Below are 25548 nucleotides of genomic sequence, written 5' to 3' on the forward strand. Positions count from 1 at the left end.
AATATTTTATAATAAATTTAAAGAGTCTTAGTTTTACTGGGGCTCTTTGAATTTTAATTGGTTTTCCTGCCCAGAAAATCAATATATTTTTTTGCGACTTCAGGTACTATTTGAATATGGTTGTATTTTTTTGAATTCATCATACGGTTAGCCAATAATGTAATTACCAATTTAGATTTAGGGTAAATGTACATAAAAGCTCTTGAGCCTATCCAGTTGCCTTCATGACCGTAATAATAATTCCCGTTAGCGTCTTTTCTTGATGAAAAGCCAATTCCATAATCAGTATTTTTACCATCAGTTGTTTTTTGATTCTTAATCAAATAAACTAATGTTTCTTTTTTTAATAGTTTTTCCGGAAAAAGAAGAGCATTGCCAAACTTTATTAAATCCTCACTTGTAGACAAAAAACAACCTTCCCCGTATTTGAATTCACAGCTGTAACCTTTTAATGTATTATAATTTTTTCTTTCAAAAAGATATAATTTTGAAACACTACTGTCTGAAAATTCTATCGAATCTTTATGAGTATTTGTCAATTTAAGAATGTCAAAAATTAGTTTTTTATTACATTTTTCTATCTCTAAACCAGACTTTTTTTCTAAAACCAAACCTAAAATTTTATAGCCTAAATTGCTATACATATATTTTGTTTGTGGTTTGTAAATCTGATTGTCTTTTTTATAGTATTCAAAAAAATTATTTTTATTTAGTTTACAAGTCGGTTCAAAAATTTCTTCTGAAGAATCTCTTTGCAGACCGGACAGATGTGCTCCTAATTGTGCAATTGTAAAATCGTAGCCTTTATGTGGTAATTCGGGAAGATATTTATAAATACTCTCCTCAAATTTTATAGAATCTAATTCGGCTAATCGGGCAAGAGAGCAAATTGTTATTGTTTTGGTTACACTGCCAATGTCAAATTTAGTTTTGGAAGGCTCGACTTTGATCCTGTTTTCCAAATCAGCATATCCAAATCCTTCAGAAAATAGAATAGTGTCATTGTAGGAGACAGAAACTGCTACTCCCGGGAGATCTTCTTTTGTTTTGTAATTCTCAATCAGTTTTTTGGTTTTTTGATTGACTTTCTCAAAACTTATTTGTGAAAATGAAATGGTTGATGATAAAAATAATAACAATAAATATTTCATAATATAAAAAAGCAGTAAACAAAATTGCTTACTACTTGATATTGATTGTTTTAAGATTATTTTCCTTCAAACGCGGCTTTCCTTTTTTCTAAAAACGCAGTGGTTCCTTCTTTAAAATCGGCTGTAGCGAAACATTCACCAAAGTTTTTGATTTCCACTTCAAATCCGTTTACACCGTCTTTGAAATTAGCATTTACGGCTTCGATTGCTTTTCCGATTGCAACCGGTGAGTTACGTTGGATTTTATCAGCAATAGTCATGTAAGTAGCAAACAAATCTGCCTGTGGTACTACGTGGTTCACCAAACCTGTTCTGTGTGCTTCATCAGCAGTAATCATACCCGCAGTCATAATCATTTCCATGGCACGGCCTTTACCCACTAACTGAGCCAAACGTTGTGTTCCTCCATAACCGGGAATAACACCTAAAGAAGTTTCCGGAAGTCCCATTTTTGCATTGTCTGATGCAATACGGAAATGACAGGACATAGCCAATTCCAACCCGCCACCTAATGCAAATCCGTTTACTGCCGCAATTACCGGTGTTTTCATGTTCTCTACAAAGTCAAACAATAATTCCTGACCTTTACGCGCCAATGCCGCACCTTCTTTTTCAGAAAAATGAGCAAATTCAGAAATGTCTGCTCCTGCAACAAATGCTTTCTCACCGCTTCCGGTAATAATGATGGTTCTTACCATGTCATTATCTTCTAGTTTTTTTAAGCAATCGTGTAACTCTTTTATTGTTTCAGAGTTTAGTGCATTTAATTTTTCAGGACGGTTGATTGTAATGGTAGCCGTAAATTTTTCGTGTTCGACTAAAATATTTTTCATTTCCATAATTTAATTATTTACAATGGGTAGGGTTACTTTAAATGTTGTTCCTTTGTTTAACTCTGATTCAAAGGTAATGCTTCCGTTATAATTTTCTATAATGTTTTTAATGATGGCTAAACCAAGACCCATACCGCTGGTTTTTGTTGTGAATTTTGGTTCAAATACCCGTTCAAAGTCCTCTTGAGCTATACCTTTGCCATTATCCTGTACTTTGATTATGGCGTAATTAGATTCTTTAGTGACAGATACAATGATTTTTTTATTTCCTTGCTCCTCAGGAATAGCCTGTATCGCGTTTTTAACCAAGTTAGTTATGATACGGATGAGCTGCGTACGGTCTATTTTTGTGATAATTTCTTTTGTGGAAGGGTAATATTCTATGTACTCTTCATTGAAAATTTCTAAAGTCAGATTAATTACATCTATTACGTTTAATGTTTCATTTTGTTGGGCAGGCATAGAGGCAAAATTGGAAAACGCAGATGCTACTGCGCTCATGGTATCGATTTGCTGTATAAGGGTTTTAGAAAAATCAGTTACTTTTTGTTTAATGTTTGGATCTTCAGGATTAAATCGCATTTCAAAGCTTTGCACTGTTAAGCGCATGGGCGTAAGCGGATTTTTAATCTCATGAGCAACCTGTTTCGCCATTTCACGCCAGGCTCCTTCACGTTCACTTTGTGCTAATTTGTTGGCACTTTCTTCCAGCTCATCAATCATTTTGTTGTAGGATTCTACCAAGCGGTCAATTTCTGAACTATTGGAAACCAAGTCTATTTTTTTGTTTTTTTCAGTTAAACTGGTTTCAGAAAGATGATGGGCGATAGTGGCTAATGAACGTGTAATATACCTCGATAAATAAAATGCCAGCCAAATGGAAAGTATAAACATCCCGAAGTAAACCGTACCGAAAATGGTAAGAAAGTTTTGAATTTCCTGTTTGTAATAGCTGTCGTCCTGTTTGTAAGGTAATCGGATAATCCCTATAGGTTTATTTTCTATATGGTCCATCAGATAGCTGTAGGAAAATGTGTAAACATCCCCTCTGGCTTCTCCCTCGCCAACAAATCTGTTGTTTTGAGCATGTTTGATTTGTTCCAGTAAATTATCAGAAATATTTAAAGAAATCTGTCCCGGAATTCTTGGAGCCCTTGAATTGATCAATAACCTCCCATGCAGATCATACATGTCGATTTCCAGATTGTGAATATTGGAAATTTCAAATATTTTGTTTTCAAAAATTGAAGTTAAATTCGCTGTAATTAAGGGGTGCGGTGTTGTTTCCAGTACATATTCGATATGCTGTTTGATTTGTTCTTCCTTGCGCAGTAAACGTTCCTGATGGTATTCCTGGCTCTCATACTGAAAATGCAAAATGGATACCAATGCTATGAGGACAGAGGAAATCAGCGTAATCAGAATCATTGCAATGAAGATTCTGGCACGAAGTGATAGATTTTGACCTGAAAAAAGGGTGTCCATTTACTGATTTTTTTCTCTAATCTTTTTATAGAATTTATACCCGAGCATTAAAAGTACTGAAAAAAGTATAATTCCAATCACTCCGTAAATCCAATTTACAGCACTTTTTAAAATCACAAGAAATACAACAGCAAATAAAATAATGGTTGCGCCCTCATTCCACAACCTAAAAAAACCTGAAGTATGTTTTACTTCGCCTTTTTGCAATTGCAAAAATATTTGATGGCATTTTAAATGATACAGGTACAAAAGAAACACAAAAGCAAGTTTTACATGCATCCAGGGTTGTTTGAGCCATACTTGACCCACTTCAGTAAAAAACAACATCCAATACGCGAAAAAACTCGCCAACACAGCACTTGGCCAGGTAATAATATACCACAAGCGGTATTGCATTAATTGGTACTGCTTAATCAGAATACTTTGTTCAGGCTCTGGCTTTTGCTTTGCTTCGGCATGATACACAAACAGCCGCACAATGTAGAACAAACCTGCAAACCAGGTAATCACAAAGATGAGATGCAGTGATTTGATATAGTTGTAAAATTCCATGTTGAAAAATCCTTTTTCCTTGCTTTTTATCAGTTTTCTTGAAACTCTTTAATCCAATTGGCGATTGTGTCCATCCATGCTTCATCTTCATTCAAACATGGAACAGCCTTAAAGTTTTCTCCGCCGTGAGCTTTGAAATCTTCATCGGCACGCATGGCAATTTCTTCTAAAGTTTCTAAACAATCGGCAACAAATGCAGGAGTAACCACAGCCAGATTTTTGATTCCTTTGGCAGGCATGTTGTTTATTTCAACATCGGTGTAGGGTTCCAGCCATTTGTCTCCGGCAAGTCTTGACTGGAAGGTTTCGCTGTATTTGTTTTTTGGAATATTCAAAAGCTCAACCACTTGACGGGTTGTTTCAAAACATTGGTGACGGTAACAAAATTCATGTGCCGGTGAAGCAGTCACACAACAACTGCTGTTGATTTTACAGTGTGAAGTAGTTACGTCAGTTTTACGAATGTGGCGTTCCGGAATTCCATGATACGAAAATAAAAGATGGTCATAATCAAACCCTTCCAAATGTTTTTTGATAGAATCGGCCAGGTTCTGGATATAATCTTTTTTATTGTAGAAAGAATTAATGTAGGTGATCTTCATTTCAGGAAACTGTTTTTTACGCAGTTCTTCTGCCAGTACAATAATTGTTTTGGTCGATGCCATAGCATATTGTGGATACATAGGCAACAGCAATACTTCGGTAACACCTTTATCTTTCAACTCCTGCAGTCCTTTTTGAATGGTCATTGAACCATAGCGCATAGCAAGTGCTACCGGAATGTCTACACGTTGTTGTACTTTCTTTTGAACATTTTTAGAAATAACAACCAAAGGAGAACCTTCTTTAGTCCAGATTTTTCCGTAAGCATGAGCAGATTCCTCAGGTCTTTTACGTAAAATTATGCCGCGGACTAATAAAGCTCTTAATAAATACGGAACATCAATCACGTACTTATCCATTAAAAATTCATCTAAATAAGGCTTAACATCTTTTGGATCCGGGCTCTCAGGCGAACCTAAATTAACTAATAATACTCCTTTCATTACTGTGTTTTTTCTAATAAATATTTTTTAGGCGTAGTGCCAAATTTCTTTTTAAATGCTGCTATAAAATGACTTGCTGTGCTGTAGCCAATTTTTAACCCTACTTCATTCACATTATACGAACCACTGTCTAATAAATTACGGGCAAAGTCCATTTTATAGTCAAATAAAAAACCATAAACCGTATCGCCGTAAATCTGCTTAAAGCCTGTTTTCAGTTTCTTAAGATTTAATCCTACTTTTTCTGAAAGTTCTTCTAAACTTGGTGGTTCGGCCATATTGGCTATGATGATTTCTTTTGCTTTTTTCAGCTTCTTTACATTTTCCTCATCAACTAAAAAAGGACATTGTTCTACATCCGGATCCTCACTTTTATTAAAGAACAGACTTAAAAGTTCGTATCCTTTTCCTTTGTAGTATAAATTTTTAATCGTTGGGTTAAGATTGTAGTGAAACATCTGATTCAAAACAATCGCCATTGAAGGTGTAATGTTCTCCTCTCCGTAATATTTTCTATCACGGTTTTCCTGGCTTAAAAAAGGAATATGGTCAGCATCGCTGGTAAATAAACCATGAAATTTTTTAATGGAAATCAAGATTGAAATGATCCAGGTTTTAGGAGCAATTTCTAAATGAAGCGGTAATTCTTTTTCCGGATTGTAAAACAAAAGCGATTTTTCATCTTTTAAATCCAAAGTATAATTACCTTTATTAAAGATGAATTTAGCCTTTCCTTTTAATCCAAAATGAAATTGAATCAATCCTGTTTTTACAGGACGCTCGTATTTCATTTCTTCCTCAGAATCATTCTGAAAGCGAATTAAAATAAATTCATCGTCTATTTTTATTTCTTCCGCTGAACTCATAGCGATACTTTTTAGTTTTCAATTTCAGTCAGCCGGGAATTTTTTATTTAGAATGATTCTACATAAACAAATCCTGAAGACCTTATTTTACAGCAAAAATAAAACAAATATCGCTAAAAAGTCTTTTGGAGTATAAAAATTACTTATAGCGACACAAATAGTACTTATAGCGTTATTTTTATAAAAAGTGTAAGGTTAAATTTGTAACGAAAATTTGATTAGGATTTAATGACACAGAATATACCCGTAAAATCGACTTCATTTTATGCAATAGGGTTAAGCTATCTTAAGGCCGATGCTGAAATGAGAGGTAAGTTTAGTCTTGACGATAAAGCCAAAGAAAATTTACTTATTCAGGCAAAATCAGAAGGTATTGAGAGTCTGATTGTAACCTCTACCTGCAACAGAACTGAAATTTACGGTTTTGCACAACACCCATTTCAATTAATCAAACTACTTTGTGAGAATAGTCAGGGAACTGTCGAAGATTTTCAAAAAGTAGCTTATGTATACAAAAGCAAAGAAGCTATCAATCATTTGTTTCGTGTAGGGACAGGATTGGACAGTCAGATTTTAGGAGACTTTGAAATTATTTCTCAAATCAAGACGGCTTTTGTACTTTCCAAAGAAAAAGAATTAGCCAATGCTTATATGGAGCGTTTGGTAAATTCGGTTATCCAGGCCAGCAAAAGGGTAAAAAATGAAACCGAAATTTCTTCGGGAGCAACTTCTGTTTCTTTTGCTTCGGTGCAGTATATTTTCAAAACTGTTCCAGATATAGCCGATAAAAACATTCTGCTTTTCGGTACAGGAAAAATTGGCCGTAATACGTGTGAAAACTTGGTGAAACACAGTAAACACGATCATATTACTCTAATTAACCGTACTAAAGATAAAGCTGAAAAACTAGCTAAAAAATTAGACCTGATCGTAAAAGATTATGCTGATTTACAGGAAGAAATTCAAAAAGCAGATGTTTTAGTAGTAGCTACAGGAGCGCAAAATCCTACGGTGGATAAAACTATTTTAAATCTGAAAAAACCATTGTTGGTTTTAGATTTATCAATTCCTAAAAATGTGAACGAAAATGTTCAGGATGTTGAAGGGGTGACTTTAGTTCACATGGATCATTTGTCGCAAATCACAGATGAAACTTTAGAAAACAGAAAAAGTCAGATTCCAGCGGCAGAGACCATTATCAATGAAATCCTAGAAGAGTTCATGACTTGGACCAAAGGTCGTAAATACGCACCAACGATTCATGCCTTGAAAGCCAAATTACAATCGATCAAAGAAATCGAAATGGCCTACCAACGCAAAAAAATGAGCAATTTTGATGAGGCTCAGGCCGAAATAATAAGCGACCGCATTATTCAAAAAATTACCAATCATTTTGCCAATCATTTAAAAGATGAAAACACTTCGGTTGATGAAAGTGTCGATTGGATTCAAAAAGTATTTCAGTTAGAAAAATAAAATCTGTGGCAAAAAATCGAATTATAAAAATAGGAACTCGCGATAGCGAATTAGCGCTTTGGCAAGCTCACACGGTTGAAAAACAACTTAACGATTTAGGTTACAAGACTGAAATTGTTGCCGTAAAATCACAAGGGGATATTATACTTGACAAACCGTTATACGAATTAGGTATTACGGGTATTTTTACTAAAACACTAGATGTTGCCATGATTTCTGGTCAGGTGGATATTGCGGTACACTCTATGAAAGATGTACCTACAGCTTTACCGCAAGGAATTGTGCAAGCAGCTGTTTTAGAAAGAGCGAATACGGTTGATATTTTAGTACACAAAGGGAATTTGGATTTCCTTGAAGGAGAAGGCACTATTGCCACTGGAAGTTTACGTCGTCAGGCACAATGGTTGCATAAATACCCGCAGCATAAAACTGTCGATTTACGTGGAAATGTAAATACCCGACTTCAAAAATTACAGGAAAGTGACTGGGGAGGAGCCATATTTGCTGCAGCTGGATTAGAACGTCTGAACTTGAAACCCGAAACATTTATTTCTTTAGATTGGATGATTCCGGCACCGGCGCAGGGAGCCATGATGGTGGTTGCGATGGCTGAAGATACTTTTGCATTGGAAGCTTTATCTGAATTAAACCACATCGAAACAGAAATTAGCACCTATATCGAACGACAGTTTTTAAGAACTTTAGAAGGAGGTTGTACAGCACCTATAGGAGCATTGGCTATTTATAATGAAAAAACAGACCAAATTGATTTCAATGGAGTGTTATTCTCTATTGATGGTCAACAAAAAATAGAAATCAAACGTTCTTTTGATATTTCCGAATGGAAAAAATTGGGACTGAATTGTGCTAAAGAAATTTTGGATAATGGCGGTACCGAATTAATGACTGAAATTAAAGAAAAGCTGAAAAAATAACAGTGGCTGAAAACATTCGCATACTATCAACAAAAATACTGCTCAGTAATCAGAAGCAGTTTTTGTTGAATGCTAACCTATCAGTTATAGAAGCCGATTTTATCACAACAAAGTCATTGCAAAAAAGTACACTGAGCGGAGTCGAAGTGATAAACGAAGCTTTAATTTTTACCAGTCAAAATGCTGTTAATGCTGTTTTGGAATTTGATAATTTTTTGGAATTAGAAAGCAAAAAAGTCTTTTGTGTAGGTATAAAAACCAAAGCCTTATTAGAAGAAAATGGGTTTATTGTACAAGCTTATGCGGGTTATGCAACCGAATTAGCTGAAATAATTTCTTTATCTTATACTAATTTGTCTTTTACTTTTTTCAGCGGAAATTTACGTCGGGATGTTTTGCCTGAAATGTTGAAAGCAAACGGAATTAAGTTCAATGAAGTTGAAGTCTATGAAACGATCTTGACACCACAAAAAATCAATTCAAAACCTGATGGTATATTGTTTTACAGTCCGTCGGGAGTAGAAAGTTATTTAAAAGAAAATAAAATTACTGATGAAATGTGTTTTTGTATTGGTACTACTACTGCAAAAGCATTGGAAAACATAACTAATAATATCATAATTGCCAATCAACCTTCGGTTGAAAACGTGATTATTCAATGTATCAATTATTTTGGCCTTAAGCAATAAGCTTTAGGCAATAAGCAATTAAAATGTAAAAGCTTAAAGCGTATAGCTTAAAGCATAAAGCAAGAAAATATGATTAAAAACGACCTATTCTTAAGAGCTTTAAAAGGAGAAACTGTTGAACGTCCGCCAGTATGGATGATGCGTCAGGCAGGTAGATATTTACCAGAATTCAGAGCGTTACGCGATAAATACGATTTCTTTACCCGTTGTGAAACTCCTGAACTAGCAGCAGAAATTACAGTACAGCCTATTCGTATTGTAAAGCCTGATGCGGCTATTTTATTCTCTGATATTTTGGTTGTACCGAGAGCTATGGGAATTCACGTAGAATTAAAGGATAATTTAGGGCCTATTATTCCTAATCCTATTCGCACGATGGAACAAGTAGAACAAGTTTTTATTCCTAATATCGAAGAAAGCCTTGGTTATGTAATGGATGCCATCAAATTGACGAAGGAAATGTTGAACGATGAAGTACCTTTAATTGGTTTTGCAGGTTCACCGTGGACAATCTTTTGTTATGCAGTAGAAGGAAAAGGATCTAAAAGTTTTGATACCGCAAAAGGTTTTTGTTTCTCAAACCCAGTAGCCGCACATTCATTATTGCAAAAAATCACCGATACTACCATTTTATACTTAAAAGAAAAAGTAAAATCGGGCGTAAATGCGGTGCAAATTTTTGATTCTTGGGGAGGTATGTTATCACCTGTTGATTATCAGGAATTCTCTTGGAAATACATCAACCAAATTGTGGAAGCTTTGGCTCCAGTAACTGAAGTAATTGTTTTTGGAAAAGGCTGTTGGTTTGCGTTAAACGAAATGTCAAAATCAAAAGCATCTGCTCTAGGTGTAGATTGGACATGTTCACCTAAAAATGCGCGCTACTTAACAGGAGGAAACATTACCTTACAAGGAAACTTTGATCCATCTCGTTTGTTATCACCAATTCCAACCATCAAGAAAATGGTTCATGAAATGATTGACGAATTTGGAAAAGACAAATACATCGTAAACTTAGGGCACGGTATTTTACCTAATATTCCAGTAGATCACGCTAAGGCTTTTGTGGAGGCAGTGAAGGAATATGGTCAATAATTTGAATATTGAATATTATATAATAGACAAACTAAAACCAATTGATTCCAATCAGTTGCATCAGTTTATGTCTGATAATAAGGAGCGATTAAAATTATTTTTTCCAGTAACATTGGAAATGAATAGTTCTTTAGAAAAAACGGAAGAATATATTTCAATTAAGAATAAAGAAATTGAAGAAAAGACAAATTTCACCTTTGCTATTCGAGATAAAAACAACCAACAGATTGCGGGTTTAATGATTATCAAAAAAATAGATTGGGACAATAAACAAGGAGAATTTGCCTATTGTATTGGTTCAGAATTTGAAGGAAAAGGATTGACATCATTTGCTGTAAAAGAGATGGCTGATTTTGCTTTTGAGGATTTGGGCTTAAAGACACTTCAAATTATTGCTCATAAAACCAACTTGGGAAGTGTGAAAGTTGCTAAGAATAATGGTTTTGTTTGGCAAAAAACATTGATAAACGAATTTACTCCAACCAATGGGACTCCATTAGATATGGAATTATATGAATTGTACAATGAAAAATAAATTCTACACCTACATACAAACCCTTCAAGATCAAATCTGCAAAGGATTAGAAAATATCGACGGAGTTGCTAAATTCCGTGAAGATTTATGGGACAGACCCGAAGGTGGCGGCGGAAGAACGCGCGTCATTGAAAACGGAGCTGTTTTTGAAAAAGGAGGTGTGAATATTTCGGCGGTACATGGTAAATTACCCGATACCATGCAAAAAATGTTCGGTGTAGGCGAAGCTGATTTCTTTGCTTGTGGATTGAGTTTGGTTATTCATCCTAAAAACCCAATGGTACCAACAGTTCATGCGAATTGGCGTTACTTTGAAATGTATGCTTCGACAGAGCTCAGCACAAGTTCCACGTCTCTCGGGGCAGGTGAAAGAAAAATTATTAACCAGTGGTTTGGGGGCGGACAGGATTTAACACCTTATTATTTATTTGGGGAAGATGCAAAACATTTTCATCAAACGTGTAAAACAGCCTGTGACAAACACAATCCAGAATTCTATCCCAATTATAAAAAGAAATGCGACGAGTATTTCTGGAATGCACATCGCAATGAAGCACGTGGGATAGGTGGTTTGTTTTTTGATTATTTGAAAGAAACGGAAACCATGAAAATGGAAGATTGGTACAATTTCGTTACCGAAGTTGGTAATTCGTTCTTACAGGCCTATGTTCCAATTGTGGAAAGAAGAAAAGACTTACCATACACTGAAGCTAATCGCACTTGGCAGGAAATCCGTCGTGGTCGTTATGTAGAATTCAATTTGGTTCACGATAAAGGAACACTTTTTGGATTGAAAACCAATGGTAGAATAGAAAGTATTTTGATGAGTTTGCCACCACACGTTCAATGGGTGTATGATCATCATCCTGAAAAAGGTAGTGAAGAAGAAAAATTAATAAATGTATTACAGCATCCTAAAGATTGGCTTTTAGCTGACAGCAATTAGCTTTTAGCTGTTTTATTTATGAGAGATTATAAAAAATATATTGTTTGGCAGAAATCACATCAGTTGGTTTTAGATATTTATAAAATTACAAAACAATATCCTAAAGAAGAAGTATTTGGGTTAGTAAGTCAAATGAGAAGATCTTCTTCTTCAATCCCTACCAATATTTCAGAAGGTGCCGGAAGAAATAGTGATAAAGAATTTTGCAGATTTCTATATATTGCCTTTGGTTCCTCCAATGAAATAGAATATCAACTAATTTTATCTAAAGATTTGAATTATATAGATAATGAAATAGCATCAGTTCTGATTTCTAATATAGAAGAAGTAAAAAAGATGCTCAATAAATTAATATCAACGCTAGAAAAATAAAGGCTAAAATTAAAGAAAAAATAATCGCTAACAGCAAAAGCTAATTGCTAAAAGCTGTCAGCTAAAAGCTATAAGTTATGTTTCCATTACACAGAGGCCGTCGTTTAAGAGTCAACGAATCTATAAGAAGTTTAGTCAGAGAAACCAGTTTAAGTCCAACCGACTTTATGTTTCCAATGTTTATCATGGAAGGTGAAAACAACAAAGTTGAAGTGCCTTCAATGCCGGGTATTTACCGCAGGACATTGGATCTGACAGTTGAAGAGGTTAAAGAATTATACACTTTAGGAATCAGAGCGGTTAATATTTACGTAAAAGTAAATGATAGTTTAAAAGATAATACCGGTAAAGAAGCCTGGAATCCAGATGGTTTGATGCAAAATGCAATTCGTGCCATTAAAGCGGCTTGTCCGGAGATGATTGTCATGCCGGATGTGGCGTTAGATCCGTATTCGATTTATGGTCATGATGGAATCATTGAAAAAGGAGATGTAGCCAATGACGCTACCAACGATGCTTTGGTAAAAATGGCGGTTTCACACGGACAGGCAGGTGCCGATTTTGTAGCGCCAAGCGATATGATGGACGGTCGTGTGTTGCGTTTACGTCAGGGATTGGATGCAGCTGGTTTCCATAATGTGGGAATCATGAGTTATTCCGCTAAATATGCTTCTGCGTTTTATGGTCCGTTTCGCGATGCTTTGGACAGTGCTCCAAAAGATGAATCGGGTGCTGAGCCTGTCGAGGTACCGAAAGATAAAAAGACCTACCAAATGGATTATGCAAACCGTATCGAAGCGGTTAAAGAAGCGTTATGGGATGTAGAGGAAGGTGCTGATATGGTAATGGTAAAACCTGGGATTGCCTATTTAGATATCGTTCGTGAAGTTAAAAATGCGGTGGATGTTCCTGTTACCGTTTTTCATGTTTCCGGTGAATATGCCATGATTAAAGCGGCTGCCGAAAGAGGTTGGCTGGATCATGATAAAATAATGATGGAGCAATTGATGTGTATCAAACGTGCTGGTGCTAGTTTAATTTCTACGTATTTTGCCAAAGAAGCAGCTATTTTATTAAATAAATAAAACAATCTTGTCATTTCGACGAAGAGGAATCTTATAAACTTAACCCTGTGGGATTCCTTTTTTTTACTCGGAAGAACATTTAAAGTCTAAAATGAAGAAATTACTATTATTATCATTAATCGGATTTTTATTCTCTTGCAAAAAAGAAAGTGGAGAAAACTTTGGGAAACCTAGTGCTGAAATTGCTGAGAATGCCTCTCTAAAGCCTGAAGAATTAGGAAAAGAAATTTTTGAGGGTAAGGGTGTTTGTTATACCTGTCATAAATCTGAAACAAAAACAGTAGGTCCTTCTATAAAAGAAATTGCAAAAATTTATAAAGAGAAAGGGGCTAGTATTTCAGAATTTCTTAAAGAAAAAGGTGAGCCTATTGTTGATCCAAGTCAGTATGCCACAATGAAAACCAATTTTGCTGTTACTAAAAATCTTCCCGAAGAAGAGTTAAAGGCATTGGAAGCTTACATTTTAAGTTTCTAATTTAACGTAACCGCAAAGAACACTAAGGAAGGAGTTATACTAATTTAGTAATGACTTTGTGTGCTTTGCGGAAACTTTGCGTACATTGCGGTTAAATGACACGTATGAAAACAGCTTTTATCAATTCGCCGTTAGGAATCACAAAAATTGAAGGTGATGAAAACGGTGTTGCTGTTATTTCTGTTTTATCGGAAGGAGAATTGTCAATTGAAATTCCAACAGAACTTCTGGATGCGGTTACCCAACTTCAGGAATATTTTGAAGGCAAAAGAACTGAATTCACTTTTAAACTCAATCCAAAAGGTACAGATTTCCAGCAAAAAGTCTGGCAGGAACTATTAAATATTCCTTTTGGAAAAACAATGTCTTATCTAGATTTGTCTAAAAAATTAGGAGATGTAAAAGCAATCCGCGCCGTGGCTTCGGCCAATGGTAAAAACCCACTTTGGATTGTGGTTCCGTGTCACCGTGTTATAGGAACAGATGGTTCACTTACAGGATATGCTGGGGGGTTATGGAGAAAGAAATGGTTGCTGGAACATGAAAATCCCAGCAAACAACAGTCTTTGTTCTAAATCAGGGAGCCGGATTAGGCTGTGACTCCTGAATCTTATTTATTGCATCTATCACTTCATCCGTTAAACGAACATCAAAAGCATTGATGTTTTCTTCCAATTGGTCAACACTTGTTGCACCAATAATAGTTGAGGTCACGAATTTTTGATGGTACACAAAAGCCAGAGATAATTCGGTTAAGGTAAGTCCTAGACTATGAGCCAAATCCTGATATTCTTTTGTTACTTTATAACAATTTTCATTGGTGTATCGTGTAAAGTTAGGAAACGTACCCATACGTGAATTAGCTGGAGTGCCGTTTAAATATTTACCGGTAAGAAATCCAAAAGCAAGAGGTGAATAAGCTAATAACCCAACATTTTCACGCATACAAACTTCTGATAAACCCACTTCAAACAAACGGTTTAAAAGAGAATACGGGTTTTGAATCGTAGCAATTCTTGGTAAGTTATGCTTTTCAGCTTCGATTAAAAAACGCATTACACCCCAGGGATTTTCATTAGAAACTCCTATATGTTTTATTTTTCCTTCTTTAATCAGTCCTTCAAAAATGGTAAGTACTTCAAAAATATTTTCTTTCCATTGTGAATCCACTTCAGTAATTCCTCTTTTACCAAACATGTTCATTACACGTTCCGGCCAGTGCGTTTGGTATAAATCGATGTAATCAGTCTGAAGATTTTTTAAGCTCAATTCAACTGCTTCATGGATGCTTTTTTTAGAGAAATCCAAAGGCTGGCGAATGTATTCCAAACCTCTATTAGGTCCGGCTATTTTTGTTGCTAAAATTACTTTATCGCGTTTTCCTGATTTTTTAAACCAACTTCCAATGTGTCGTTCAGTATTTCCGAAAATTTGAGCATTTCCTCCAATAGGATACATTTCCGCAGTGTCAAAAAAGTTTATACCGCGTTCAAAAGCATAATCCATTTGGGCATGTGCTTCAGATTCTGAGTTTTGATTGCCAAATGTCATGGTGCCGAGGCAAATGTCGCTGACTTCAAGATTGGTATGAGGAAGTGTGATGTATTTCATTTTTTAATGGGGTATGAATATTTTGAGGTGCAAAGATAAAAGGAATTGTATAAAAAAAGGCTTCAAATTTTGAAGCCTTTGTAATTATTAAATTTCATTTAATGCCTTAGTCAATTCGTCTAACTTAGGTGTTAAGATAATTTCAATTCGTCGGTTTTTAGCTTTTCCGTCAGCGTTTTCATTTGAAACTAAAGGATTGTACTCACTTCGTCCCGCTGCGGTAAGATTTTCTTTTTTTACTTTTGAATTAGCTGATAATATATTAACAATTGCTGTAGCGCGTTTTGTAGATAGATCCCAGTTGCTTTCAACACCACCGGCTAAAGTTCCTGTGATTTTGTCATTGTCGGTATGCCCTTCAATAAGTACTGAAATGTCCGGATTGTCTCCTAAAACCTTACCAACTAAATCAACTGCTTTTTTACCTTCGGCACCTACATTCCAGCTCCCAGATTCAAAAAGCAATTTGTTTTCCATAGAAACATATACTTTACCGTCTTTTTGATGAACAATCAATCCTTTTCCTTCAAATGCTTTTAAGGATTTTGACAACGTTTCACGAAGTTTTTTCATAGCTGCTTCTTTCGCGGCGATTAGGTTCTCCAGTTCGGCAACTCTGTCAGAACGGTCCTTAAAGTCTTTGCTTAATTTATCCAGACGTGCCTTTTCTGAAGCCAAAGCTTTTTCTTTTGCTTCTAATTGCGCTAAAAGTTCACGGTTTTTATCCATGTTTGCTTTTAAGGCCTCATCGCTGTTTTTCTCTAAAGCATTGTAAGAGTTTTGCAGTGTTTTTAAATTATTGCTCGTGGCTTCATAATCAGCAGCCAGTTTTGCTCTTTCGGTTTTTAATTTTTCTAATTCAGCTTTTAAATTAGTATTGTCTAAATCCGATTGGCTTTTTCCGGATTTCAACAATTCATTTTCATCTGCCAGTGCATTGCGTTCTTTTTTCAATTCGGCAAATTTATTTTCTAAATCAGTGTATATCTTCTTAGACACACAGGAAGTTGTGCTCAGTGCTAAGAATAATAATGCTATGGAAGTTCTTCTTATCATGATTGGATTTATTTGGATGATTTCTTTTTATTAGAATCAAATAATTTATAGGATAAAATCAATGAATTGCCGTCCCTGGTTTCAATAAATAATTTTGACTTGTAGCTATATCCTAAAATTAAATTCTTTATTGGTATTGAATACTCATGATTATCAGTCTCTCCTTTTATTTTAGTGTTATGTTTTTCTGTCAAAAGAATTGATAATCCAATATAAAGACTTGAATTTTTATTTATATACATGTAATGTTTTGCTCCAAAGTAAACAGCCAGATAGTTTATGTCCACATCTGCGGTATATACCCTGTCAAATAATGGGTTTGGACTATAATGATCTGTAGTTGTAACTTTATAATTAAATTTTTGAAAATTAGTGTTTAAGAAAGTTGCCCATTTATTTCTAAAGAAAAGATATTCTATTTCTGCGCCTAAAGTTAAAAACGGATTTTTTTCTGAATATGCCACTGTTTGATTTTGACTTGAATTATCTCTAAGATTGTGCTTCATTATTCCACTCTGAAGTTTAAAATTCATAGAAGATGCATGTATATTACCGTTATACTGAATCACAGTATTGTTTTTATGTAAATTATAAGCTTTGAAATAATCTGATAAACTTTTTTTATTGTACTTGATTTCTAAAAAGAAAGAAGGTTGTGCGTTTTGATAATTTAATTTTTCAAACAATTGTTTCTGAAAATCATTATTTATAGCTATAGTTGAATTGTTGGGGTTATTGGCTATATTGTTGTTATAGTATCTTTTGTATACAAGCTGCTCAATAGGTGTGTCTCCCAACTCATAAAAATACTTTGGCAAATTCTTGTCAAGGTATTCGTAAAGAGTAGCATCTCCTTCAATCAAAACACTTAATAAAAGTGTTTTGTTTTCCCATATAGGATCTCTTTTTTCAGTTAATTCGTTTAGTGACTGGCTGGAAATATCATATTTCACCTCTTTTTTTACATATTTTATAGTATTGTCAATTCCTAATTCTTTAATATTTGTAATGTCAATTTCTTTTAATTCTTTTTCATCTGGATTTAATTTGTACTTAAAATATTTTGGATTATCACTGAAAGGTTTGTTTTTTATATAGCATTCGGTTTTTACACCATTATTATCAATAAAATATCCCTTTTCAAAACGGATTTGAGCGTAAAAGCTGAAAGTGCATAAGATGATGGCGATGTAAACTCCTTTTTTAATAAAATTTTGTATCATTTTTAATTTCTAATTGTTTTCTATTTCTACAACTACCGGACAATGGTCTGAATGTTTGGCATCCGGAAGAATAAAAGCACGTTTCATCCGCTCTTTCATAGGCTCGTTTACCAGACAATAATCGATTCTCCAGCCTTTGTTGTTTTCACGGGCATTGGCGCGATAACTCCACCAACTATAGTTATGAGGTTCTTTGTTAAAGTGACGGAAACTGTCTACAAAACCAGATTTCATGAACTTATCCAGCCAGGCACGCTCTTCAGGTAAAAAACCTGAAATCTTCGCATTACGGATTGGGTCATGTATATCGATAGCTTCGTGACAAATGTTGTAATCGCCGCAAATGATAAGATTAGGGATTTCTTTTTTCAAGTTATTTGCGTAATCATGAAAATCATCCATGTAAGTAAACTTATGGTCCAATCGGTCAATATTAGTTCCTGACGGTAAATATAAACTCATGACAGAGCAATTGTCAAAATCCACTCTCAAATTACGGCCTTCTTTATCCATGTAGTCAATACCGGTGCCGTATGCTACATTTTTGGGTTCAGTTTTTGACAGGATTGCCACGCCGCTATAGCCTTTTTTTTCGGCGGGGAAATAATACTGGTAAGGATACCCGGCCATTTCAATATCCATTACAGGAATTTGATCATGCGTGGCTTTAATTTCCTGCAGGCAAATTACATCTGGATTTGCTGCCTGTAACCATTCAAGGAAACCTTTTGTAATCGCAGCACGGATTCCGTTTACGTTGTAAGAAATAATTTTCATTTTAGATATCTAGATTTTTCAAAAATAAGTAATTATTGATTGCTGACCGAAGAAATTTTATTGGAATTATCAACTGTCTAATTTTCAGGTATTTTAAATATAAAAATTAAATTTATTGGACTTATAAAGATTAAAAATAAACTTATTCACTTAACTTTTGTTATATTTGTGACTTGCATTAATCATAATTATAAATGGGTTTAGTTACCGCAAAAGAAGTTGCAAAAGCGATTAAAACTGATAAATACGGTCCGTTAGGAACCTTTTCGGGATGGTTGCTTACAAAAGTGCTTCAAATTTCTACTCTTAATAAAATTTATGACAGGAATAAACATTTGAAAGATGTTGAATTCCTGAATGCTATTTTGGATGAGTTTCAGATTAAATTTGAAATTCCTGAAGAGGATTTAAAGCGTTTGCCTAAAGAAGGGCCGTACATTACTATTTCCAATCATCCGCTTGGAGGAATTGACGGCATTTTACTTTTAAAATTGATGTTGGAGCGCGAGCCCAATTTCAAAATTATAGCCAATTTTTTATTACACCGCATAGAGCCTTTGAAGCCCTATATTATGCCTGTAAATCCTTTTGAAACGCATAAGGATGCCAAATCCAGTGTAATAGGATTGAAGGAGACTTTCCGTCATTTGAGTGATGGTAAGCCGTTAGGGATGTTTCCAGCAGGTGAGGTTTCCACCTACCGGGATGGTAAATTAGTGGTTGATAAAGAATGGGAGGAAGGTGCCATAAAAGTTATCCGAAAAGCCCAGGTGCCGGTTATTCCTATCTATTTCCACGCTAAGAACAGCAAGCTGTTTTATTTCCTGTCAAAAATAAGTGATACTTTACGTACTGCTAAACTGCCTTCTGAGTTATTGACGCAAAAAGACAGGGTTATTAAAGTCCGTATCGGGAAACCGATTTCTGTTGCAGAGCAGAATGAATATCAAACGCTTGAAGATTACACTGAATTTTTAAGAAAGAAAACCTATATGCTTGCTAATGCTTTTGCTGAAGAGCCTAAGCTGTTGCAGGCACCTATTATAAAAACAACTGCCAAGCCTGCAAAAACTATAGTTACCGGGGCTAATCAGGGCAAAATGATTGAAGAAGTTGAAAAACTCCGACAAAAAGATGCCCGTTTACTGCAAAGTAAAAATTATGAAGTATTCTTGACCGAAGCTTCAGAAATTCCTAATATTTTACATGAAATAGGAAGGTTGCGTGAAGTTACTTTCCGTGCAGTAGGTGAAGGGACGAACGAATCGATTGACCTTGATAAGTTTGACAAGTATTACCATCATATGTTTTTATGGGATGATGATACGAAGCAAATTGCCGGGGCTTATCGTATGGGGTTAGGGTCAAGGATTTATGCCAAGTATGGTATAAATGGTTTTTATTTACAGGATTTATTCCGTTTTGAGCCTGAATTGTATGACATGATGAGCAAGTCTATCGAAATGGGTCGTGCTTTCATTATAAATGAGTACCAGCAAAAACCAATGCCTTTATTCCTGCTTTGGAAAGGAATCGTGCATACTACCTTACGTTATCCTGAGCATAAATTCCTGATAGGAGGGGTAAGTATCAGTAATCAGTTTTCTGAATTCTCAAAATCATTGATGATTGAATTCATGAAATCCAATTTCTATGATCCTTATGTGGCGCAGTATATACATCCTAAAAAGGAGTATAAAGTCAAACTAAAAGATGCTGATAAAGACTTTGTATTCAATGAAGCCGAATCAGATTTGAATAAATTTGATAAAATTATTGATGAAGTTGAACCGGGGAATCTGCGTTTGCCCGTTTTGATTAAAAAATACATAAAGCAAAATGCCAGAGTAGTGGCTTTTAATGTTGATCCTTTATTTAATAATGCTGTTGACGGTTTGATGTATATTAGAATTGCTGATTTACCTGAAAGTACGGTGAAACCTGTAATGGAAGAATTTCAGGCAGAATTGGAAAGAAAACTGGCAGAAGAAAATAATCATAAAAAAACCGAGGAATAACCCTCGGTTTTTTGTTTAGAACCAGGGTTTTTTATTTAGCTGGTAAGTGTTGTAAAACTCTTCATCAGTTTTTGTCAGATATATAATTCCTTCTATAAGGCCTATAAGACCGCCCAGGCCGCAAAATATATTAAGTATAATTTGAATGATACCTTCAGTTGTATATCCTAATACGAATTTGTGTACCCCCAAACTTCCTAATAAAATTCCAAGTACACCACAAATAACTTTTTTGTTTTCCTGAACAGGCTGCGGATTATTCCAATCTTCTCTTGGTCTGGTTGTTTGCATATAATAGTTTTTTTAGTTTGTTTTTACATAGGTTCCCAAAGTTCAATTTTGTTTCCATCCGGATCTAAAATCCATCCGAATTTTCCATACTCATAAGTCTGCATTTCACCTACAATTGTTACACCTTCTTCTGCTAAAACTTTTAAAAGTTCTTCTAAATTTTCAACTCTGAAATTTACCATGAAAGGTTTTTCGCTGGGTGCAAAATAGTCACTGTCTTCCTTAAACGGAGACCATTGTGTGCTGCAGTCGTTGCCGTTTTTATCCTTCCATTCAAAACTTGCTCCGTAATCATTTGCCGGTAAACCAAGATGTTTGCCATACCATTCGTTAATAATTGATGGATTTTTGGTTTTGAAGAATAATCCTCCTATTCCTGTTACCCGCTTCATAGTTCTGTTGGGTTATGTTCGTATAAATGATGCGCTTTTTTATAGGTAAAAGTAGTAGCAATGATTAAAAGTATTCCTTCAATCGTAAAAATAAACATTGGATCTATTTTTCCTGAAATGTAAGTACAGCCTAAACCAAAGACAGCTAAACCTATGCCTAAAACCAGAACTTGTAAACGTGCTTTGTGACTCCCTATCAAGATATGGTTTGCCAAAATAAGCAGCCAAATACCGGAAATCAGCATCATGATTGAAGAATAAAACCAAATCATCCGCATGCCATTTGCCGCTGGTTCCTGAATTTCGCCTTTTTCAATATGTTCCATCACTGCCTGCATTCCTAAAAAAGCATGTGGAAAAAAGCTGAGACACGTTATAATACCAACAGTAATAACTAAATAGTAACTTTTTTTATTCATATAGTTTAATGATTTTGTTTACAATTGTTTGTGCCAGTTTTTCTTTGCTTTCATGAGTCCATCCTGCAATGTGCGGAGTTAATAATACATTATCTGCTATGAGTAAATAATCAAACGCTTCCGGTTTTTCTCCTTCAAATAAAGCTTCAAAAGACAGTTTTTCGTATTCAAGAACATCAAGTCCTGTGCCTAAGATTTTACCGGATTCCAATCCATTAACTAAATCGGCTGTTACGACGCTGTTTCCCCGGGCAGTATTGATAAACCAAAAGGGTTTTGTAAAAGCATTGATAAAATCTGTGTTGATCATTTTATCGGTCTCTGGAGTCCAAGGGGTATGCAAACTAACCACATCGGCTTTTTGCTGAAATTCTTCAAGTGAAACCTGACGGGCGTTTTCATCACCTGCATTGGGTAAAATGTCATAGCAAAGTGTTTCAACGTCAAAACCTCTTAGTTTTTTTGCAAATGATTTTCCCATATTGCCATAGCCGATAATGCCAACGGTTTTTCCGTCAAGTTCGTGGCCACGGTTGGATTCACGGTTCCAATGTCCTGATTTTACCTCTTTATCAGCCTTGTTTAGATTATTAAAAAGCGAAAGCAGCATTCCTAATGCGTGCTCACCTACGGCATTCCTGTTACCTTCCGGGGCTGCAATGAGATGGATTCCTTTAGTTTGGGCATAATCACAATCAATACTTTCCAGACCAGCTCCCACACGGGCAATGAATTGAAGATTCGTTGCTTTGTCTAAAAAAGTCTTGTCGATTTTAAAACGGCTGCGGATAACAATGCCGTGAAAGTTGGAAATCTTTTTTTCGATTTCTTCTTTTGAAGACGAAAAATCCTCAAAATTCTGAAAACCAGCTTCTTCTAATTGTTTCCAAAGCAGCGGGTGATTGCTGTCAATATGCAGTATTTTTATGTCTGAAAATGTCATTTATAATATGTAATGCTTCTCAAAGTTATTCAATTTGAAATGATTTGTTAAAATTTTTTTAAGTTATTTTTATGTTTTTTCTTAATAAAGAAGTGGTACTTTTGCATCATATTTCAAATTTTTAATAATAAATGGAAGGTTCCCATAGGAAATACTGCTAATTTAAAACAAAGCCATGTTTTTTGGTCTTTGTTAAAAAACGACGATCAAAATCATGAGAAAGTACTACAAAAACGGAATTTCCGGATTAGAAATTACTAACAATCTTAATCAAAATTGCTGGATCAGCATAGAGTCACCCACACAGGAAGATAAAAGCTTTTTGTTAAATGATTTACAAATTCCCGAAGCTTTTTATAATGACATTGAAGATATTGATGAACGGCCGCGTATTGAAGAAGAAAATGGATGGAATCTGATCATTATCCGTATTCCTTATAAAAGTGAGGACCCTAAACTCCCATTTACAACTATACCTCTCGGACTTATTTTTAACAGTCAGCATTTTGTTTCAGTGTGTTTTCATAAAACAGAAATGTTGGATGATTTTATTATTTATACCCAAAGAAAAAATTTAACGGTTAAGGATAATTTCGATTTAGTATTAAAACTACTCTTATCGTCCAGTATCTGGTATCTGAAATATTTGAAACAGATTAATCAGCGAATTAAATTAGCTGAAGATAATCTTGAAAAATCAATTAAAAATGAAGAGCTTCAGGCATTACTCGAGTTGGAAAAATGTTTGGTTTTCTTTATCACTTCTATTAAAGCGAATGATATTTTATTTCATCGTATTAAAAATCTTAAAGCCGAAAGAGAGTATTTTGATGCCGATTTGTTAGAAGATGTTGATATCGAATTAAAGCAGGCACTTGAAATGTCAAACATTTACAGCAACATTCTTACGGGTATGATGGATGCTTATGCTTCGGTAATTTCAAATAATTTGAATGTGATCATGAAGCGGTTAACCTCGGTTTCGATTATTTTGATGATACCTACCCTTATTGCCAGTTTATACGGTATGAATGTTCCTAATAAACTGGAAAATAACCCTAACGGATTGCTGATTATTGTTGTTTTTTCAGGTGTAATAGCAATGATAGGTGCTTATTTGTTCAAGAAGAAAAACCTTTTTTAAAAACCCAGAATGACTCTGGCGATAGAAAAATAAATTAAGATTCCTAAAATATCATTACTGGTGGTAATAAACGGCCCGGTGGCTAAAGCCGGGTCAATACCGTATTTGTTTAATATAATAGGGATGAAGGTGCCTATTAATGAGGCTAATACAATTACAGAAAGTAAGGCTGTAGTTACGGTTAAACCAATATGTATTTCGAATCCTAATAAATAATAGCTCCCTAAAAGCAATATAGTCGCTAAGATTAATCCGTTTAACAAGCTTAATGAAAGTTCTTTAAGTAACCGCTGTAAAATTGTGCCGCTGATAGAATTGTTGGCTAAACCCTGAACTATAATTGCTGAAGATTGTACGCCTACGTTACCAGCCATCGCCGCAATTAATGGGGTAAAGAAAAACAATTGCGGATGTCCTTTCATGGCAGGTTCAAATAAACCTAATACACGAACACTGATAAAACCACCCAGTAAGGCCAAAACCAACCATGGTAACCGTGCGCGTGTTAAATCCAAAATACTGTCATCAGCCTCAACGTCCTGTGAGATACCTGCTGCCAACTGGTAATCTTTATCAGCTTCTTCTTTAATTACGTCAACGATATCATCAATGGTAATACGGCCAACCAAGCGTCCCATTTCATCAACAACAGGAATGGCTTCCAAGTCGTATTTTTGCATGATACGGGCAACCTCCACATCTTTGGTGTCTACTTTTACATAATCAACTTTGTCGATATAAACATCCCTGATAGGGGTTTTTGTTGAAGTGGTCAGTAAATCTTTAAGTGAAAGACGTCCCTTTAATCTGTCCTCATCATCAACTACATATATAGAATGTACTCTGGTAACATGTTCAGCCTGATGACGCATTTCTTTTACACAGGTAAGTACATTCCAGTTTTCATTGACTTTTACCATTTCCTTACCCATCAAACCACCGGCAGTGTCTTCATCATACCGAAGTAAGTCAACAATGTCTTTAGCATGTTCAACGTCTTCAAGTTCAGAGATTACCTGTTCTTTTTTAGCCTGGGGCAGTTCAGCAATAATATCGGCGGCATCATCAGTGTCAAGCTCATCAATCTCTTCTGCGATTTCTTTTGCCGAAAGGTTTTTAAGGATTTTGACACGAACCTCTTCATCCAATTCAAGAAGTGCATCTGCTGTTTTTTCGGAATCTAAGAGTTTAAAAATATAATTGGCACCGTATTCATCAAGCTCATCAAGAATATCGGCAATATCAGCAAAATGGACATCCTGCAACAGGTTTTCTAATTCCTGTGCATTGTTTTCACTGATTAATTGCTCAATTTGAGCTATGAATTCGGGGCTGATTTTAAACTCCATCGGCTTGGATTTTTTGAGTGAGTTCTATGAATTGTTCCACCGAAAGCTGTTCCGGACGGAGGTCAAATATACTATCTTCCCGTAACTTTTCCGATAGATTGAAGGTTTTTAAACTATTTCTTAATGTTTTTCTTCGTTGGTTAAAACCTGTCTTTACTACATTGAAAAACAGTCTTTCATCGCATGGTAAATTAAAGTTTTCTTTACGGCGCATGCGCATTACCCCTGATTTTACTTTTGGAGGAGGTGTGAATACGTGCTCTGATACCGTAAAAAGATACTCGGTATCATAGAATGCCTGCGTTAAAACCGATAAAATGCCATACGTTTTGCTTCCTTTTTTCTCACAAATACGTTCCGCTACTTCTTTTTGAAACATGCCGGCAAATTCCGGGATTTGGTTTCGCTTTTCCAGTACTTTAAATACAATTTGTGTTGAAATATTATATGGAAAATTACCAATTACGGCAAAAGGTTCCTGACCAAAAACTTTCGTCAAATCATACTTTAAAAAATCTTCTGAAAGAATCTTGTTGGATAATTTTAGATAATGCGTCTGCAGATATTCAACGGATTCCGTATCGATTTCAATTACGTAAGTTTCGATAGGTTTTTCCAATAAATATTTGGTCAAAACACCCATTCCCGGCCCTATTTCCAATACTTTATTATACCCTTCCAGAGTCAATGCATCAGCTATTTTTTGTGCGATGTTTTCGTCGTTTAAAAAATGCTGACCAAGGTGTTTTTTTGCTTTTACTTTATCCATCGGTTTGTTTATGGT

28 protein-coding genes are annotated in these 25548 nt (G+C 35.1%); 12 read left to right on the plus strand and 16 right to left on the minus strand.

Annotated elements, in window-relative coordinates; translation table 11 throughout:
- Nucleotides 1-53: 53 nt before the first annotated feature.
- Genes EZM65_RS05595 through EZM65_RS05620 form a run of 6 tightly spaced genes read right to left on the minus strand, consistent with a single transcriptional unit; the run spans nucleotide 54 to nucleotide 5933 of the window.
- The gene (locus EZM65_RS05595; RefSeq protein WP_136667571.1) at nucleotides 54-1151 is read right to left on the minus strand and encodes a serine hydrolase; all 1098 of its coding nucleotides are present in this window, start codon (nucleotides 1149-1151) and stop codon (nucleotides 54-56) included.
- Nucleotides 1152-1207: 56 nt separating this feature from the next.
- The gene (locus tag EZM65_RS05600; protein ID WP_136667572.1) at nucleotides 1208-1990 is read right to left on the minus strand and encodes an enoyl-CoA hydratase/isomerase family protein; all 783 of its coding nucleotides are present in this window, start codon (nucleotides 1988-1990) and stop codon (nucleotides 1208-1210) included.
- A 3-nt stretch (nucleotides 1991-1993) separates the two neighbouring features.
- The gene (locus EZM65_RS05605) at nucleotides 1994-3469 is read right to left on the minus strand and encodes an ATP-binding protein (RefSeq protein WP_136667573.1); all 1476 of its coding nucleotides are present in this window, start codon (nucleotides 3467-3469) and stop codon (nucleotides 1994-1996) included.
- Nucleotides 3470-4021, minus strand: coding sequence for a CopD family protein (locus tag EZM65_RS05610; RefSeq protein WP_136667574.1), 552 nt, complete (start codon nucleotides 4019-4021; stop codon nucleotides 3470-3472).
- Between the two features lie 29 nt (nucleotides 4022-4050).
- A complete protein-coding gene (hemH, locus tag EZM65_RS05615; protein WP_136667575.1) occupies nucleotides 4051-5067 on the minus strand; it encodes a ferrochelatase in 1017 nt (338 codons plus the stop codon).
- Complete coding sequence (locus tag EZM65_RS05620; RefSeq protein ID WP_136667576.1) at nucleotides 5067-5933, minus strand: helix-turn-helix transcriptional regulator; 867 nt, start codon at nucleotides 5931-5933, stop codon at nucleotides 5067-5069. Before EZM65_RS05620 ends, hemH begins: the two co-directional genes overlap by 1 nt.
- Nucleotides 5934-6161: 228 nt before the next feature.
- On the opposite strand from EZM65_RS05620, the gene hemA reads away from it, so the two are divergent.
- From hemA to EZM65_RS05670, 10 genes are all read left to right on the plus strand, one after another.
- Complete coding sequence (gene hemA / locus EZM65_RS05625; RefSeq protein WP_136667577.1) at nucleotides 6162-7409, plus strand: glutamyl-tRNA reductase; 1248 nt, start codon at nucleotides 6162-6164, stop codon at nucleotides 7407-7409.
- A 5-nt stretch (nucleotides 7410-7414) separates the two neighbouring features.
- On the plus strand, nucleotides 7415-8344 hold the full coding sequence (gene hemC / locus EZM65_RS05630) for a hydroxymethylbilane synthase (protein WP_136667578.1): 930 nt from the start codon (nucleotides 7415-7417) through the stop codon (nucleotides 8342-8344).
- A gap of 2 nt (nucleotides 8345-8346) precedes the next feature.
- Nucleotides 8347-9033, plus strand: coding sequence for a uroporphyrinogen-III synthase (locus EZM65_RS05635; RefSeq protein WP_136667579.1), 687 nt, complete (start codon nucleotides 8347-8349; stop codon nucleotides 9031-9033).
- Between the two features lie 69 nt (nucleotides 9034-9102).
- Entirely contained in the window at nucleotides 9103-10128 is a 1026-nt protein-coding gene (hemE, locus tag EZM65_RS05640) for a uroporphyrinogen decarboxylase (RefSeq protein ID WP_136667580.1), read from the plus strand.
- Complete coding sequence (locus EZM65_RS05645; protein ID WP_169051646.1) at nucleotides 10118-10663, plus strand: GNAT family N-acetyltransferase; 546 nt, start codon at nucleotides 10118-10120, stop codon at nucleotides 10661-10663. Before hemE ends, EZM65_RS05645 begins: the two co-directional genes overlap by 11 nt.
- Nucleotides 10653-11609 carry an oxygen-dependent coproporphyrinogen oxidase gene (gene hemF, locus EZM65_RS05650; RefSeq protein WP_136667581.1) on the plus strand — a complete coding sequence of 319 codons (957 nt, stop codon included), beginning with the start codon at nucleotides 10653-10655 and terminating at the stop codon, nucleotides 11607-11609. The genes EZM65_RS05645 and hemF overlap by 11 nt, the downstream gene beginning before the upstream one ends.
- Before the next feature lie 18 nt (nucleotides 11610-11627).
- Nucleotides 11628-11981, plus strand: coding sequence for a four helix bundle protein (locus EZM65_RS05655; RefSeq protein WP_136667582.1), 354 nt, complete (start codon nucleotides 11628-11630; stop codon nucleotides 11979-11981).
- Nucleotides 11982-12058: 77 nt separating this feature from the next.
- Nucleotides 12059-13066: a porphobilinogen synthase gene (hemB, locus tag EZM65_RS05660; RefSeq protein ID WP_136667583.1), complete on the plus strand. Its 1008-nt coding sequence runs from the start codon at nucleotides 12059-12061 to the stop codon at nucleotides 13064-13066.
- 91 nt (nucleotides 13067-13157) lie between these two features.
- Nucleotides 13158-13541 carry a c-type cytochrome gene (locus EZM65_RS05665; protein ID WP_136667584.1) on the plus strand — a complete coding sequence of 128 codons (384 nt, stop codon included), beginning with the start codon at nucleotides 13158-13160 and terminating at the stop codon, nucleotides 13539-13541.
- Nucleotides 13542-13645: 104 nt separating this feature from the next.
- A complete protein-coding gene (locus tag EZM65_RS05670) occupies nucleotides 13646-14116 on the plus strand; it encodes a methylated-DNA--[protein]-cysteine S-methyltransferase (protein WP_136667585.1) in 471 nt (156 codons plus the stop codon).
- A gap of 1 nt (nucleotide 14117) precedes the next feature.
- On the opposite strand, the gene EZM65_RS05675 is transcribed toward EZM65_RS05670, so the two are convergent.
- The 4 genes from EZM65_RS05675 to EZM65_RS05690 form a co-directional block, all read right to left on the minus strand.
- A complete protein-coding gene (locus EZM65_RS05675) occupies nucleotides 14118-15152 on the minus strand; it encodes an aldo/keto reductase (protein ID WP_136667586.1) in 1035 nt (344 codons plus the stop codon).
- An 87-nt stretch (nucleotides 15153-15239) separates the two neighbouring features.
- Entirely contained in the window at nucleotides 15240-16208 is a 969-nt protein-coding gene (locus EZM65_RS05680; protein WP_136667587.1) for an OmpA family protein, read from the minus strand.
- Nucleotides 16209-16216: 8 nt separating this feature from the next.
- Nucleotides 16217-17431: a hypothetical protein gene (locus EZM65_RS05685; protein ID WP_136667588.1), complete on the minus strand. Its 1215-nt coding sequence runs from the start codon at nucleotides 17429-17431 to the stop codon at nucleotides 16217-16219.
- Between the two features lie 9 nt (nucleotides 17432-17440).
- Nucleotides 17441-18208, minus strand: coding sequence for an exodeoxyribonuclease III (locus EZM65_RS05690; RefSeq protein WP_136667589.1), 768 nt, complete (start codon nucleotides 18206-18208; stop codon nucleotides 17441-17443).
- Between the two features lie 194 nt (nucleotides 18209-18402).
- On the opposite strand from EZM65_RS05690, the gene EZM65_RS05695 reads away from it, so the two are divergent.
- Nucleotides 18403-20226, plus strand: a complete 1824-nt coding sequence (locus EZM65_RS05695; protein ID WP_136667590.1) for a GNAT family N-acyltransferase — start codon at nucleotides 18403-18405, stop codon at nucleotides 20224-20226.
- Between the two features lie 15 nt (nucleotides 20227-20241).
- Here EZM65_RS05695 and EZM65_RS05700 read toward each other — a convergent pair whose 3' ends face one another.
- Genes EZM65_RS05700 through EZM65_RS05715 form a run of 4 tightly spaced genes read right to left on the minus strand, consistent with a single transcriptional unit; the run spans nucleotide 20242 to nucleotide 22271 of the window.
- Nucleotides 20242-20517, minus strand: a complete 276-nt coding sequence (locus EZM65_RS05700) for a TM2 domain-containing protein (protein WP_136667591.1) — start codon at nucleotides 20515-20517, stop codon at nucleotides 20242-20244.
- 23 nt (nucleotides 20518-20540) lie between these two features.
- Nucleotides 20541-20909 (minus strand): VOC family protein, encoded by a 369-nt coding sequence (locus EZM65_RS05705; RefSeq protein WP_136667592.1) that lies wholly within the window; start codon nucleotides 20907-20909, stop codon nucleotides 20541-20543.
- On the minus strand, nucleotides 20906-21328 hold the full coding sequence (locus EZM65_RS05710) for a hypothetical protein (RefSeq protein ID WP_136667593.1): 423 nt from the start codon (nucleotides 21326-21328) through the stop codon (nucleotides 20906-20908). The genes EZM65_RS05705 and EZM65_RS05710 overlap by 4 nt, the downstream gene beginning before the upstream one ends.
- Nucleotides 21321-22271 (minus strand): 2-hydroxyacid dehydrogenase, encoded by a 951-nt coding sequence (locus tag EZM65_RS05715; protein WP_136667594.1) that lies wholly within the window; start codon nucleotides 22269-22271, stop codon nucleotides 21321-21323. Before EZM65_RS05715 ends, EZM65_RS05710 begins: the two co-directional genes overlap by 8 nt.
- Before the next feature lie 214 nt (nucleotides 22272-22485).
- On the opposite strand from EZM65_RS05715, the gene EZM65_RS05720 reads away from it, so the two are divergent.
- Nucleotides 22486-23415, plus strand: coding sequence for a magnesium transporter CorA family protein (locus tag EZM65_RS05720; protein ID WP_136667595.1), 930 nt, complete (start codon nucleotides 22486-22488; stop codon nucleotides 23413-23415).
- Here the strand turns inward: EZM65_RS05720 and mgtE are convergent.
- Nucleotides 23412-24764 carry a magnesium transporter gene (gene mgtE, locus EZM65_RS05725; RefSeq protein WP_136667596.1) on the minus strand — a complete coding sequence of 451 codons (1353 nt, stop codon included), beginning with the start codon at nucleotides 24762-24764 and terminating at the stop codon, nucleotides 23412-23414. The genes EZM65_RS05720 and mgtE overlap by 4 nt on opposite strands.
- Nucleotides 24754-25533, minus strand: a complete 780-nt coding sequence (rsmA, locus tag EZM65_RS05730; protein ID WP_136667597.1) for a 16S rRNA (adenine(1518)-N(6)/adenine(1519)-N(6))-dimethyltransferase RsmA — start codon at nucleotides 25531-25533, stop codon at nucleotides 24754-24756. Before rsmA ends, mgtE begins: the two co-directional genes overlap by 11 nt.
- Nucleotides 25534-25548: the final 15 nt, after the last annotated feature.

The organism is Flavobacterium sp. H122 (assembly GCF_004959765.1).
Lineage (GTDB): Bacteria > Bacteroidota > Bacteroidia > Flavobacteriales > Flavobacteriaceae > Flavobacterium.